Here is a 14,343-nt window from a genome sequence, read left to right as displayed (position 1 = left end):
AATCTGAGCCGCTAAATCTTCCATAATGAAGGAGATATGTCCACCCCGGACGAGTACGGATTCTCGACTGATTTAGCCCACTTCGCCGAAGATGAGAAGCACCACGGAGCGGTGATTCCTCCCATCTACCAGAACTCTCTTTTCGTGTTCGACACGATGGAGGAACTCCACACGGCCATCCAGAATCACCCGGGAAGCGCCCCGCACCACTACAGCCGGGTCAGCAATCCGACGATCGATATCCTCGAGCAGAAGCTCGCGCATTTTGAGGGTGGCGAGGCGTGTAAGGTCTTTGCCGCAGGCATGACGGGCGTATCCATGGCTATCCTATCCTGCGTCAAGCAAGGCTCGCACGTGGTGGCCGTCGACGGAATTTACGGTCCGACGAAGGCATTTCTGACGGACTATCTGCTTCAGTTCGGCGTGGAGTGTTCGATCGTCGATGGACGAGACACTCAGGCGATCATCGATGCGTGCAAGGACAACACAACGCTGATCTACCTGGAGACTCCGACCTCGAATACGTTCCGACTTCAGGATGTGCCCGCCATTTGCGCGTTCGCTCGGTCGAAGGGCATCACGACCATCGTCGATAGCACGTACAACACGCCCATCCACATGAAGCCGTTGGAGATGGGTGCCGATATCGTCGTCCACTCGCTCACCAAGTACTATGGCGGCCACAGCAACGCGATGGGCGGCGCGGTGATCGGAAGCAAGGCATACATTCAAAAGCTGATTAGGCGCGAAATCCTGATGATCGGGGCGCTATTGCCCCCGTTCCCGGCGTGGCTGTTCATTCAGGGCACGCGAACGCTGAAGCTCCGCATCAAACAGCATGAGGCGACGGCTAACCAGGTTGCGGCATGGCTGGAGCAACAACCGGAGGTCAAGGTGGTTCACCACATTTCTTTGCCATCGAACCCTCAATACGATTTGTATAAAGCCACGATGACGGGCTCGTCGGGCCTATTCTCTTTCGAGGCCAAGACGCGCGACAAGGCGAAGATCATGGACTTCTGCAATCGCCTGAAGCAGTTCGGACGCGGCATTTCGTGGGGCGCGTTTGAGAGCTTGGTTGTGGCGTCGCACGTGAAGCCGATCGATTACGCCGAGTCGGAGTGGTTCGTGCGGTTGTTCTGCGGATTGGAAGATCCTGAAGACCTCATCGCCGACATCGCCCAGGCCCTGCCAGCGTTGCGATAGAAATCTTATATTTGCTAGGCAATTTCTGCCCGCATATGAGAAACTAGCCGCGTGAAGCAATTATTTTTGGTCGGGCTTGCCCTTGGGGTGGCTGCGACCGCGTTCTCACAAGAAATCCAGCCTTGGGACAAGAAGGCCGAAAAAGCGAAGTTTCACTCCAAAAAGGTCGTCGGAATGCCTGCCAGTCAAACAGCGGCTTCCTACGCCAAGCGCCTCCAGATGGAAGTCGACTCGCCCTTCAGCGCGTTGCTTTGGCGCAATGTTGGGCCGGAGGTTCAGGGTGGACGCGTAGTGATGATCAACGCGCCGGAGAACAAGCCGAACCAAATCTATGTGGCGTTCGCCACCGGTGGCCTCTATCGAACTGAGGACGACGGTCAGTCTTGGACATCGGTTTGGGAAAACATGCCGTGCTTCGGCATTGGCGACTTCGCCGTGAGCAAAGACGGTCAGACGATCTATGTTGGCGGCGGCGAGGCAAATAACCAGCGCACCAGCTACGCGGGAACGGGCATGTATAAGTCCACCGACGCAGGCAAGACTTGGCAGTTTGTCGGTCTGCCGGAGAGTCACCACGTCGCGCGAATCATTATCGACCCGAAGGACGAGAACACGGTTTGGGCGGCGACGATGGGCCACCTCTATTCCGAAAATCCCGAGCGCGGACTGTACAAGACAACCGACGGCGGAAAGACGTGGACCCAGGTTCTGAAGAAGGACGATTGGACGGGTTGTACCGATATTCAGCTTGACCCCAAGAACAGCAAGATCGCCATCGCGGCGATGTACGAGCGCGACCGCCGGGCCTGGAACTTTTTGGAGTCGGGAGAGGGAAGCGGGATGTACCGCACCGAAGATGGCGGCAAGACCTGGACGCCCATCACGACTTTGCCGAGCGGCGAAAGGTGCGGGCGAACCGGCCTTGCTTGGTCGCGGTCGAACGCCAAGGTGGTTTATGCCTTCGTCGAGAACCCAGGCAAGGATGAGGAGTGGGAAGACGAGGACGAGCGTGCACCGGGCGATCGATTAACGCTCCGCCGTTTCGCCAAACTCGATGCCGATGTGTTTATGGACATCGACAAGGATGTCCTGAAGTCGTTTTGGAACACTTACGGACCGCGCGATTCCAAGCTGGAGGACGTGCTGAAGGGCCTGAAGGACAAGAAAATGACCATGGTGGACGTCCACATGCTCATCGAGAAACGAAACCCGAAGGCGTTTGATCCGGGCCAGAACAACGACGAAATCTACCGCTCCACCGATGGCGGAAAGACCTTCCAACGCATGCGAAAAGTTGGCGAGTTGGGCGGCTATTACTATGATCGAGTGTTCGTGAATCCGACCGACGAAAACGACCTGTGGCTAACAGGCGTGCCGCTCATCCGCTCGCGAGACGGCGGCAAAACGTGGACCCAGGGCACGAACGGACGAGTGCACGTGGACTACCACACGGTCTATTTCGATCCGCGATCAAAGGGCACGATCTGGGTTGGGAACGACGGTGGTGCGTACTTTACGCGTAATGACGGCGAAAGCTGGGACCACATCGAAAACCTGAGCGTTGGGCAATCGACGACATTGGCTGTCGATGATGCCTCACCGTACAACATCTACACCGGTTTGCAGGACAACGGTACGGAGATGGGTCCGAGCACCTACACACCGGGACGGTCGCGACCTGACCAGTGGCAGGCTATTGGCGGCGGCGACGGATCGGCGGTTGCGGTCGATCCACGCGGCGACCTCGTGTTCGTGGCGTCGCAGTTCGGCGCTCACCAAGCCCACAGTTTGAAGGGTGGTCAAAACTACTCGGCTCGCCCGCGAACCCCGCGAGGCGAAGAGGCCCGCGCGAACTGGGTTTCGCCGATCATCATCTCATCGTTCCATCCCGATATCGTGTACGTTGGCTTCAACAAGCTCTATCGGTCGTTCGACAGCGGACGGAATTACACGGCGATCTCGCCCGATCTGACGCGCGAAAAACCGGACGGCGACGTGCCGTACTCGACCCTGAAGGACATCAGCGAGAGCCCGATTCGGTTCGGACTGATTTACTGCGGAGCCGATGACGGTCGCGTGACAATGACGCCAGACGGCGGCTTTACGTGGAAGGATATTCCGACGCCAGAGCCGGACAAGTGGGTCTCACGCATCGTGGCGAGCCGATGGGACGAGGGCACGGTTTATTGCTCGCAGAGCGGCTATCGCGAAGACGACTGGTCGGCCTACCTTTGGAAATCGACGGACTTTGGCAAGACATGGACGTCGATCGTCGGCAACCTGCCGGCGGAGACGATCAACGTCGTCCGCGAGGACCCGAAGAACAAGGACATCCTGTACGTCGGCACCGACATGGGCGTGTTCATCACGTTCGATGGCGGCAAGACGTGGGAAGCCCTGCAGGGCGGCCTCAGCCACCTGCCGGTCCACGACATGGTGATCCAGGAGCGAGAAGACGACCTTGTGATTGCAACTCACGCTCGCGGATGCTACGTGCTGAACCTAAAGACGGTCCGGTCGATCACGCCCGACCTGCGCAAGGAAGACCTGAAGATTCTGTCGCTGAGCGACGGCATCCGAAGTTCCTCGTGGGGCTATGAGCGGCGACCCGAGTACAGCTCGGAAATGCCAAAGAGCCCGACGGCCAAGGTGAGCTTCTTTGCGGGTCAGGCGGGCAAGGCGAAGCTTGAAATCGTCGATAAGGACGGCAAGAGCGTGCTCTCGACGGACATGACGTGCGTTAAGGGCTTCAACTTTGGCGAGATTCCGCTTCGGCTTTCGGACGAGAAGTTTGACGACATCAAGCCGACCAAACCGAAGACCGGTGTGGACGCGGTGAAGGACCCCTTCGAGGCGAATCGTGCCAAGTATCTGGCGGCGGGCACCTATAAGGTCGTGATCACGCTGAACGGTAAGAAGGTCGAGAAGGAGTGGAAGCTAGAGTAGCAGTTCCCTCGGTCTAGGCCAAAGAAGGCGAAGGGCTTTGTCCTTCGCCTTCTTCTTTTGCGGCAAGGTAGCCGCGCAGCTTGGCGATGAGTTCGTCGCACTTGCCAAGGTACGCGTAGAACGAGATCGTTTTACCAGTCGAGAACTTGGCGATGTATTGTCGGGCTTTGCCCTTGCGGTCGAGTACTGAGTCGAGGGAAACGATATCTCGCATGTCTTGGTGCTCGATGACGTCGGTCCCGCGATAGCAGGTCAGGTAGGTGAACCGGACCTCAAACCGGCGACGCCCCGGATTCATCATTAATCCTACGATAGCGGTGAGGGTCACCACTACGATGGTCCCCAGCAGGTTGCAGACGTCGTTGTTGGGAAAAAAGATTTGGCGTACGACAAGGAATGCCGTATTGGCTCCCCAGAAAAACAGAAAGAATCGTGTGTTTGGTGTGTAATCGTATCGATCGGCGGGCTCCGACCACCAATGCGGATTGGGAGCCATCATGACGACGCCTCGAACTTCTTGCCTGTGCGTTCTTCGAGGAGGGCGACTAGGCGCCGACGGTTCTGAACATCTGTATCGAACTCGATTCGCTCGAGGTTGCGAAAGGAAATCTGCCATGTCCGGGTAAGTCGGCCAAAGTAGCTCTTGATCGAAAGGTCGGTGACTTCAGATAGAAGCTGGTCGATGGCTTTTCGATGCTTTCCTTCGCAATGAATGCGCTCGTCATCGATAGAGATAATGCCCCTCTTTCGCCGAAAATTAGTCGAAAATATAACGACAATGCAGACCGAGGTGCTTACGCCATTCGCGAAGAAGTTAAGAAGCGGAACTCGGTGCGAGGCTAACCCTCCCAGTCCTAGAATGATGAGGGCAGATACGAATATCGCGACGGTCGCAAAATAGGCGACGATGGACCTTTTTGATACACAGGCAAACCGTTCCATCGACAGACTCATTGTAAGCGATTTTGGCCTTGGTTTCTAGTCCAGTAACGCCATCGACGGCGAAGGATAGACCGATGTATCAATCTGGTGTAAGATGAACCTACCCGTGCACCGAGGCACCTGAATCATGATGACCCTGTTTGTGATGGCGCAACTCGCATCGACGATGCCGTTTCTCAGCCCCGTTTTTGGCGACCACATGGTCCTGCAGAGGGACAAAGTGAATGAACTCTGGGGGTGGACTCAGCCGAACGCCAGCGTGTCGCTGACCATCAATCCCGACAAGGGTGGCGTACGGACCGTGACCGCGATGGGAAAAGCGGATGCGAATGGCAAATGGACGCTCCGGTTCCGACCGCCCGTGACCGGCGGACCATACACGGTCAAGATTCAGGGCGGTCAGACCGTAGAACTGCACGACGTGCTCGTCGGCGACGTGTGGATTTGTTCGGGGCAGTCCAACATGGAGTTCGGAATCACTATGGCAAACAACGCCAAGGAGGAGATTCAGAACGCCAACCGACCCACGATTCGTCTTTACGCGGTGCCGAAGAGCCCTTCCAACACCCTTCGACCGTTCGTCGAGAGTCAGTGGCTAGCCTGCACGCCCGAGAACATCGTGAAGGGCGGATGGGGTGGCTTCACCGCCGTCGGATACTTCTTCGGCCGCAAGCTGAATGACGATCTGAAGGTTCCGATCGGGCTGATCCACACCAGTTGGGGCGGAACGCCAGCCGAGTCTTGGACGAGCGCGAAGGGGATTATCAAGGACTTCCAGAAGCAGGTGGACGCGGTGGAGGCGATGAACGAGCCGGGCGCACCGCACACTGCCGACCTCGTGGAGCAATGGGCCAAAGCAAGCGGGCCTGAGTACTCTGGCGCGGATGTGGACGACTCGGCATGGGATAGCGTCGATCTGCCCGCGCGGTTCGGACGCATCGGCCTAGCGAACTTCCGCGGTGCGGTTTGGTTCCGCAAGACGGTCGATTTGCCCGACCCTTTGCCAGATGGCGACGCGCAACTGACGACCGGTTCCAACGATGGCATCGACCTGAACTTTGTGAACGGAGTTCGCACCGACTTCGGCAGTTCGGTGCTCAACTGGCGCAACCACGCGGTTCCGCGTAGCGCTCTGCACCCGGGCAAGAATGTCATTTCGATCTGCTTTACGGGCATGAGCGGCGGGGCCGGATTTACGACCGGAGCCGACGCCTTCAACCTGAGGATCGGCGGTAAGTGGTTCCCGCTGGGCGGTCCCTGGAAGATGAAGAAAGCCTTCGAACTGAAGGACGTGGCTCCCGTGCCGCCGCTGGTGGAGAACAATCCCTACTGGCCGACGACGCTTTACAACGGAATGCTGTATCCGCTAATGCCGATGGCGATCAAGGGCGCGATTTGGTATCAGGGCGAGAGTAATGTCGGGCGAGCGGAGCAGTATTCGCGCCTGCTTCCAGCGATGATTACGGATTGGCGAAAGGGATTTGGCCAGGGCGATTTCCCGTTCTTCGTGGTTCAGTTGGCGAACTTTGGCGGTCGGAGCGCACAACCGCACGACGCCGGTTGGCCCGAGCTTCGCGAGGCTCAGACCAAGGCGGTCAACTCGGTGAAGAACGCGGGGCTGGCTGTGACGGTGGACATTGGCGAAGCCCGCGATATTCACCCCAAGAACAAGCAAGAGGTCGGGCGACGTCTCGCCCTTTCGGCCCTCAAAATCGCTTACGGCAAGAAGCTGGAGGACTCGGGACCGACCTTCGCCGAGGCAAATTCCAAGGGAGACGGGAAGCTGGTGGTGTGGTTCCACCATGCGAAGGGATTGGTGTTGCGACCAGGGGCGACCTCCGGTTTTGCCATTTGTGGCAAGGATGGCAAGTTCGTTTGGGCCGATGCGAAGGTGGTTGGTGAATCAGTGGTGCTGACTTCGCCTGAGGTTGCTAACCCGGTCGACGTTCGATATGCCTGGGACGACGACCCGGTCGCGACCCTGTACAACGGCGACGGCCTACCCGCCGTTCCGTTCCGAACGCGATAACTAAGATCGATCCTCCTTGTGTGTTGCGAGGAGGATCGATCACACCATCTAGGAATAGTTATTCCCAAAATCGTTCAATGTTCAAACATTTTGTGATAACCTGCCAAGAACCATGATGCGAACGATTGTGGGCACTGTCGCCACACTGATGATGGTCTCGATTTCGATGGCCCAACGCCCCAACCAAAAGCCCAGCGCCGACGACGTCGGTTTCGCGCACGGGACATTTCGCATCGAGACTCCGAGCCTGAGCCTCGAGTTCATCAAGGATTCGCAGACTCTGCTGTCGCTTCATCCAAAGAGCACGTCCGGCTTCGATTTTCTGCCCACCGACCGCCAGCAGTTCCGCAACGCCAACGGCTATTACCAATTTGGCGACCTCAATCTCCGTTTGCGCAAGGCAGGCGAAAGCGACTGGAAGAGCTATTCGACGGCGACCCATCGGGCTCCGGTGACGTTACTCAAAAGCACACCCCAGGCATCAACGGCGGACCTTAGAGCGACTTTTCCTGGTGACTTTCCCCTTCAAGTAAACCGGACATGGAGTGTCGATAACGGCCATCTCAAACTCACTTTTTCGATCAAGAATCCGACCAAGGACACGATCGAAGTTGGATCGCTCGGCATTCCGATGATCCTGAACAACATCATCAGCGATCGAAATTTGAAGGAAGCCCACGAGCGGTGCTCGTTCAGCGACCCGTACATCGGGCGCGACGCGGGTTATGTTCAGGTGACGAGGCTGAGCGGGGAAGGACCGGCGCTAGTGATCACACCGCAATCAGGGTCGCCGCTAGAGGCATATCACCTGCTGAACGAGCCGACGCGACCCAACCAAACGTTCGAAGGCATGTTCGAGTGGATGGTGCATAGCAAGGCATACGCGGACAATGAATGGAAGGAAGCTGAGCAGTGGAACCCGCCCACGGAGGCTTCGGTTGGCGCGGGGGAAACCAAGACCTATGGCTTGGAGTTCCTGGTGTCGCCCAGCATCCGGGGGATCGAGAAGACTTTGGCTGACAACCATAAGCCGGTCACGGTGGGAATTCCGGGCTACATTCTGCCGATCGACCAACACGGAAAGCTGTTCGTCAAGTACGACAAGGCGATCAAGAGCTTGGAAGTGGAACCAAAGGGGGCGATGCTGGTCTCCAAAGCAGGGAGCGCCAAGAACGGCTACAAGACTTTGAGTGTGAACGGAAAGGGGTGGGGAAGGGCCCGACTGACCATCACCTACACCGATGGGGTCCACCAGACCATCCACTACTACCTGACCAAACCGGCGCAGCAAGTGGTGAAGGACATGGGGCATTTCCTCAGCACCAAGCAGTACTTCACGGACATGGACGATCCGTTCCATCGCGCGCCGTCGTTCATCAGCTATGACCGCGACGCCGACAAGCAGGTCACGCAGGACAGCCGGGTTTGGATCGCTGGACTCGGCGACGAAGGCGGCTCGGGTTCGTTCGTGGCCGAGGCGATGAAGCTGTTTGGACAGCCGACTAAGGACGAGGTCGGGAAGTTCGAAGACTTTGTGGATGGCGTTTTGTGGGGCAACATCCAGTTCAAGGACGGCCCGAACAAGTATGGCGTTCGCAAGAGCGTGTTCTTTTACGAACCGGCGCTTGTGCCCGACTTCAAATACAATCCGAACTTCAATTGGACCAGTTGGACGAGCTGGAACAAGAAGGCATCGGAAGACATCGGCCGTGGCTACAACTATCCGCATACCGTCGCGTCGTATTGGGCGATGTACCGCGTGGCGCGCAACCATCCGGGGCTGGCCACCCATCACGACTGGCAGTGGTATCTGAATCAGGCGTACGAGACGACGATGTTCATGACGAGTAAGGACAAGGACGGCAATCCGCGCGTCTGGTATGTGGACCTTGGGCTCATGGAAGGCACAATCTTCATCGATTTGCTGAAGGACCTGAAGAACGAGGGTTGGGCTGATCAGGCCAAGCAGATGGAGGCACGGATGAAGGCGCGGGCCGACCACTGGATCGCGGAGGAGTACCCGTTTGGAAGTGAAATGGCGTGGGACTCGACCGGCCAAGAAGAGGTTTACGGTTGGTGCAAGTACTTCGGTCGCAACGACAAGGCGATGGTGTCGCTGAACTCGATCATCGGCTACATGCCGAGCCTTCCGCACTGGGGCTATAACGGCAACGCGCGTCGGTATTGGGACTTTCTGTACGGTGGCAAGCTCCCTCGGATCGAGCGGCAACTGCATCACTACGGGTCGGGCCTGAACGCGATTCCGATGCTGACCGAATATCGCGAGCATCCAGATGACTATCACCTGCTGTTTGCGGGCTACGGCGGGGCCATGGGCTCGCTTTCCAACATCAGCAAGGAAGGGTGTGCGTCGGTCGCGTTCCACTCATTCCCGTCGACGCTGAAGTGGGATGCCTATACCGGCGACTATGGGCCGAACTTCTTGGGGCACTCGCTGAATGCAGCGACCTATTTGATCGACCACCCCGACTTTGGCTGGCAGGCATTCGGCGGCAATGTTTCGGTGGCGGGAAGCAAAGTCAGCATCTTACCGCTCGATTGCTACCGGCGACAGTTCTACATTGCTCCGGCTGGTTTGTGGCTGACTTTGGACGCGGGTTCGTTTGTTTCGGTCGAGTACGACACGAAGACGAGGGCTGTGCGGGTGGCGGTTTCGGGCGATGCGAACACGCCAAACGCACGCCTGCGATTTGATCAACCAGCCAAGATGGCCGGAGTTGGGCATTATGCGATCGAAGGGTCTTATACGACTGACGCTGGCGCGACCACTATACCGATGGTGGCGGGCAGAACCCGCTGGATCGAACTGAAGCAGGGCGTTTAGCTCTGCTTCAAGTTGTCGAGCCTTCGCCATTTAGGGGTGAACGGCTCGGCAGATTCGTCGAACACGGTCGGCATTCCGCCACCAAAATCAAGAACTCCAAGCTCAGCAGCGAAGGCGTCGTATGGCGTGTCGTCGGCGAGCGAGATGGGGATAGAGAATCCATGACGCGCGAGAAGCGGGATCGACAGGGTCGAGTGCTGCTCGCGAATCCAGCGACCGCCATCCACCGCTTGGCCAGTCAGCAGATTGGTCCACTGGCCCGATGGGACGTAGTAGTCCACCATGCCATCGAACGAGAAGACTGGTGCGACCAGTATAGCTTCGCCAAGCATGTACTGCCGGTCGAGTGTATCGCATGCCGGATCGTCGGGGAATTCCAAGTGCATCGCCCGCATGACTGGTACGCCGGTTCGATGAGCCGTCACCGCCGCCGACCAAAGGTACGGCATCAAGCGATGCTTGAGGCGAGTGAAAAAGCGTAGCACATCGACCGCTTCTTCGTCGTAGAGCCACGGCACACGGTAGCTGGTGCTTCCGTGCAGGCGGGAGTGGGACGACAGCAGTCCAAAGGCGACCCATCGCTTGTAGAGGTCGGCGGGCGGAAGGCCTTCGAAGCCACCGATATCGTGGCTCCAGAACCCGAAACCGGACAGGCAGAGCGATAGTCCGCCGCGAAGGGATTCGGCCATTGCCTCGAAATCCGACCAGCAGTCGCCGCCCCAATGCACTGGGTACTTCTGACCGCCAACGGTTGCAGAGCGGGCAAAAAGCACGGCCTCGCCTTTGCCACGCTTGCGCTCCAGAAGTTCAAAGACGGCTTGGTTGTACTGCTGCGTGTACAGATTGTGCATCATCACGGGGTCGCTGCCATCATGGTAGGCGACGTCGGTCGGAATCCTTTCGCCGAAGTCGGTCTTGAGGGCATCGACACCTTGGTCGAGCAGGTCGGCGAGAAGCCCTTGGTACCAAGCCTTGGCGTCGGGATTGGTGAAATCGACGATCGCCATCCCGGGTTGCCACATGTCCCACTGCCAGACGTCGCCGTTTGGCTGCTTGAGGAAATAGCCTTTCTCTCGCCCTTCCTCAAAGAGGTCTGAGGCCTGGGCGATGTACGGATTGATCCACGCGCAGACCTTGAGTCCGCGGTCGTGGAGGCGCGCCAGCATGCCCTTGGGGTCGGGGAACACGTTGGGGTCCCATTCGAAATCGCACCACCGAAAGCCGCGCATCCAATAGCAATCGTAGTGGAAGACGGAGAGGGGGATGTCTCGATCGGCCATGCCCTGGATGAACTCGGTGACGGTCGCCTCATCATAGTCGGTGGTGAACGAGGTGGACAGCCAGAGGCCGAATGACCACGGCGGCGGGAGGGCTGGGCGTCCCGTCAATTGGGTGTACTTGTCCAGCACCTCTTTGGGCGTGGGACCGTCGATGACGAAGTACTCCAGCGACTCGCCGGGAACTGAGAACTGGACCCTTGAGGTGCGCTCGCTGGCGACCTCGAACGAGATGCGGCCTGTGTGGTTGACGAGCACGCCGTAACCCCGATTGGTGAGGTAGAAGGGGATGTTTTTGTATGCCTGGTTGCTACAGGTCCCGCCGTCTTCGTTCCAGATATCGACGACTTGGCCGTTCTTAACGAACGCCGTGAAACGCTCGCCAAGGCCGTAGACCAATTCACCGACGCCGAGCGTGAGCTTGTCGAGAATATAGGCTCCTTCGCCCGCGACTTCCATGTAGGCGGCACCTCGGTTCGGCGAAGTCGTAATGATTTTGCCACCCCGCAGGAACTCGATTTTGTAACTCTTCTTGCTGACTTTTGCAGTGAGCGAGCCGCTGGTGAGGGTTAGGAAATCCTCGTCTTCGCCAAGCTTGACCGGGCAGTCCGTCTGAGCGATTTCGAATGACGGACGCTTGGCATTGACACCCGCGTGGTGCACGAGTTTGACCGCGATGACGCCGGGCAGGGGGCTTGAGAGCGTGATTGTCAGATTCGCCCCTCCCAGGGTATCGCCGCGATGATTGATTTGGTGGCAGGGGACGATGGCGGTGACCGATCGGTCGTCGGACGACGCGTCGTACACCTGTGCCGCATAGTTGGGCGAGACGCCCGGGAGGTGCATCCAGTTGCCGTCGGTGAATTTCATTTCGGATCTCCGTACAATACGCCGCGCCCGTTGGTGCCTAGGTACACACGGCCAAACACCTTAGGATCGCCTTCGATGCAGTCTCCGGTGCCGAAGCCAGTTTTGGCGTCATTGATTCGCTGGAAGGTGTTGCATCCGTCGGTCGAGCGGTAGATTCCTTCTACTCCATCGAACTTGCCGATGACGTAGGCAGTGGGTGTCTTCGAACCTGGTGCAGGAGCGCCAAACGCGATCTGCTCGATGAACTGACCGGGCTGGTAAACGGAGCCCTCGGCCTTGACGAGATCACACCGGAGGACACCCTTATTCAGAGGAATCCAGACCACGCCCGCTTCATTCGGCGAGGGGTAGATGCGCCCCTGGTCGGACGGATACTTGTTGGCGACGGCCCGGAACGAGCGGCCCGCATCGGACGAAAACCACAGATTGCCGGTCCGACCGTCGTGAATGGTGAAGTAGTTGGCGTTGGTTCGATCAGCGACGACTCGCCCAGTTGTCCTTTCGCCGCTCGCGGCGTGCCAGGTCGCGCCTCCGTCGTCGCTCCATTGGGCGGTAAGGCCGTTGACTTGTTGGACAATTGTCTTGCCATCGGCGGAGATTGCGGCGGTACCAGAGTTTCGCATCCCGGTCGGCTTTCCTGCAAAGGGCTTCCAAGTCTTACCGCCATCGTGGGAGAACGCGCCCTGCCCCGCCCCGACACGGATGACCGCCAGGGGGTCCTTGCCTGCATAATCCACGTCGGTCGTGGTGTTCCAAAGTGGGTTCGCCCACATGCCGCCGGGGGGTGAGTGGTCGAGGTCGAAGTGGGTGAACCCGGCGATGTCGCCGAGGGCCGAGATCACGTGCGCCCCTTGCGGCGGGCTGGCAAGATCGAGAACCGCGGTTTCTTCCAATCCCTCAGCGCGGGGAACCCAGTTCACGGTCTTGCCTTTGTCGGCATCGGTGAGATTGTCTGTGCCCCAGATTGTCGCGCCGGTCACGTACCAGGCTCGGTTGGAATTGAAGGGGTCGATCTCGACGTCGCCGATCCAGTGTCCAAATTCTGGTTCAGGCCGGGCCCAGTTGAGGAACGGAGATTTCGATGAGTCTCGCTTGGAGTGTTGAGCTAGATTCATCCAGCTAATCCCACTGTTGGTCGAGCGAAAGACTGTGTCGTGCTTGCCCCAACGGTCGATGGTGCTCACCATCACTACGCCCGGGTTTTTGGCATCGAGGGTGATGCCGCCGTAGCCAAAGGTGTTGCCTGCTCCCGGTTCTTCGGGCGTGATGTTCATGAACTTGCCTTTGCTTGGCGAATACTTGTATACGGCGCCATCGGTCACGCCATTTGGACCAGCCGCGTTGCAGTAGGACAGGAAGAGATCGCCGTTCTTAGCCTGCTTGCAATGATGGGGCCAAAGCATTTTAGGTTGGCCAGGAACAGCGGTCCAAGAGGTTCCACCGTCATGGCTAACATAGAGGTTTTCGTCCAACCCGGTCGTTCCAGCGTAGAGGGTTTGGCAAGGCATGCCTTTCTTGGATGATGATGAGTCGAACTCAATCCAGCCGATTCCAATGCGGTTGGTTCGACCAGTGATCGGGAAACCCGAAATCGCCTTCCAGGTCGATCCGTAGTCGCTGCTTCGCAACAGGCCATTGTTGCGGGTGCCGAAGTAGAGGACACGGCCATCATTCGGGTCCACCTCCAGCCTCTCTCCGATCGACCGTCCGTCTTCGTTTCCTCCGTTTTTGAAGGGCAAATTGACCCGATCCCAAGTCTCACCCTGATTGCGCGAGCGCAGGATCGCCCCGTTTTGCCCCCATTCATTGGTGTACGTACCGGCCGCGATGTAAACCCGCTTCGGGTCGCTTGGGTCAATGGCAACCGATTCGGTACCGTACAGGTTCCAGTCCGACCGGGTGATGAAATCCTCGATCGGCACCCAGCGCTGGGTCTTCTCGTTCCACCGGTACGCACCGCCGATGTCGGTTCGGGCGTAGATCACATTCTTGGCGTAAGGGTGGGTGGTGATGCCGGTGACAAACCCTCCGCCGACGATTTCGACATTCTTCCACGTATACGGAATGCTCTTCGGCCCTGGGCCCAATAGCCCCATCAGAACGGCGGCGGCGACGATCATTCCCTAAGTTTGCCAGAAATTTGAAAAAAGCTACACAAAATTTGATACATCGTTGTAGTATGTTTGATACATCGTTGTAGCGACCCCTCCTTTGGCGGGAACCTCGCT

At 58.1% G+C, this 14,343-nt stretch carries 8 protein-coding genes; 4 read left to right on the top strand and 4 right to left on the bottom strand.

Translation table 11 applies throughout. From position 1 onward, the window contains the following. Positions 1-36 precede the first annotated feature (36 nt). Together GC165_04030 and GC165_04025 are read left to right on the top strand one after the other, a co-directional pair. A complete protein-coding gene (locus GC165_04030) occupies positions 37-1,206 on the top strand; it encodes a cystathionine beta-lyase (protein ID MBI1332030.1) in 1,170 nt (389 codons plus the stop codon). 51 nt (positions 1,207-1,257) lie between these two features. Continuing rightward, a complete protein-coding gene (locus tag GC165_04025) occupies positions 1,258-4,152 on the top strand; it encodes a glycosyl hydrolase (GenBank protein ID MBI1332029.1) in 2,895 nt (964 codons plus the stop codon). Positions 4,153-4,165: 13 nt separating this feature from the next. Here GC165_04025 and GC165_04020 read toward each other — a convergent pair whose 3' ends face one another. After that, on the bottom strand, positions 4,166-4,651 hold the full coding sequence (locus tag GC165_04020) for a hypothetical protein (GenBank protein ID MBI1332028.1): 486 nt from the start codon (positions 4,649-4,651) through the stop codon (positions 4,166-4,168). Then, positions 4,648-5,106 carry a hypothetical protein gene (locus GC165_04015; GenBank protein ID MBI1332027.1) on the bottom strand — a complete coding sequence of 153 codons (459 nt, stop codon included), beginning with the start codon at positions 5,104-5,106 and terminating at the stop codon, positions 4,648-4,650. Before GC165_04015 ends, GC165_04020 begins: the two co-directional genes overlap by 4 nt. A 115-nt stretch (positions 5,107-5,221) precedes the next feature. On the opposite strand from GC165_04015, the gene GC165_04010 reads away from it, so the two are divergent. Together GC165_04010 and GC165_04005 are read left to right on the top strand one after the other, a co-directional pair. After that, the gene (locus GC165_04010; protein MBI1332026.1) at positions 5,222-7,123 is read left to right on the top strand and encodes a hypothetical protein; all 1,902 of its coding nucleotides are present in this window, start codon (positions 5,222-5,224) and stop codon (positions 7,121-7,123) included. 112 nt (positions 7,124-7,235) lie between these two features. Beyond that, positions 7,236-9,968, top strand: coding sequence for a hypothetical protein (locus GC165_04005; GenBank protein ID MBI1332025.1), 2,733 nt, complete (start codon positions 7,236-7,238; stop codon positions 9,966-9,968). On the opposite strand, the gene yicI is transcribed toward GC165_04005, so the two are convergent. Together yicI and GC165_03995 are read right to left on the bottom strand one after the other, a co-directional pair. Then, entirely contained in the window at positions 9,965-12,115 is a 2,151-nt protein-coding gene (gene yicI, locus GC165_04000) for an alpha-xylosidase (protein MBI1332024.1), read from the bottom strand. The genes GC165_04005 and yicI overlap by 4 nt on opposite strands. Next, entirely contained in the window at positions 12,112-14,235 is a 2,124-nt protein-coding gene (locus tag GC165_03995) for a carbohydrate-binding protein (protein MBI1332023.1), read from the bottom strand. Before GC165_03995 ends, yicI begins: the two co-directional genes overlap by 4 nt. Between the last annotated feature and the right edge of the window lie 108 nt (positions 14,236-14,343).

The organism is Armatimonadota bacterium, from assembly GCA_016125185.1.
Taxonomy (GTDB): Bacteria; Armatimonadota; Fimbriimonadia; order Fimbriimonadales; family Fimbriimonadaceae; genus Fimbriimonas.
This window is presented reverse-complemented; position numbering and strand designations above follow the sequence as displayed.

Excerpts from the sequence above, each read along its gene's own strand:
- GC165_04010 (MBI1332026.1), top strand. The coding sequence starts at position 5,222 with ATGATGACCCTGTTTGTGATGGCGCAACTCGCATCGACGATGCCGTTT.
- GC165_04015 (MBI1332027.1), bottom strand. The coding sequence starts at position 5,106 with ATGAGTCTGTCGATGGAACGGTTTGCCTGTGTATCAAAAAGGTCCATC.
- GC165_03995 (MBI1332023.1), bottom strand. The coding sequence starts at position 14,235 with ATGATCGTCGCCGCCGCCGTTCTGATGGGGCTATTGGGCCCAGGGCCG.
- GC165_04020 (MBI1332028.1), bottom strand. The coding sequence starts at position 4,651 with ATGATGGCTCCCAATCCGCATTGGTGGTCGGAGCCCGCCGATCGATAC.
- GC165_04030 (MBI1332030.1), top strand. The coding sequence starts at position 37 with ATGTCCACCCCGGACGAGTACGGATTCTCGACTGATTTAGCCCACTTC.
- GC165_04005 (MBI1332025.1), top strand. The coding sequence starts at position 7,236 with ATGATGCGAACGATTGTGGGCACTGTCGCCACACTGATGATGGTCTCG.
- yicI (MBI1332024.1), bottom strand. The coding sequence starts at position 12,115 with ATGAAATTCACCGACGGCAACTGGATGCACCTCCCGGGCGTCTCGCCC.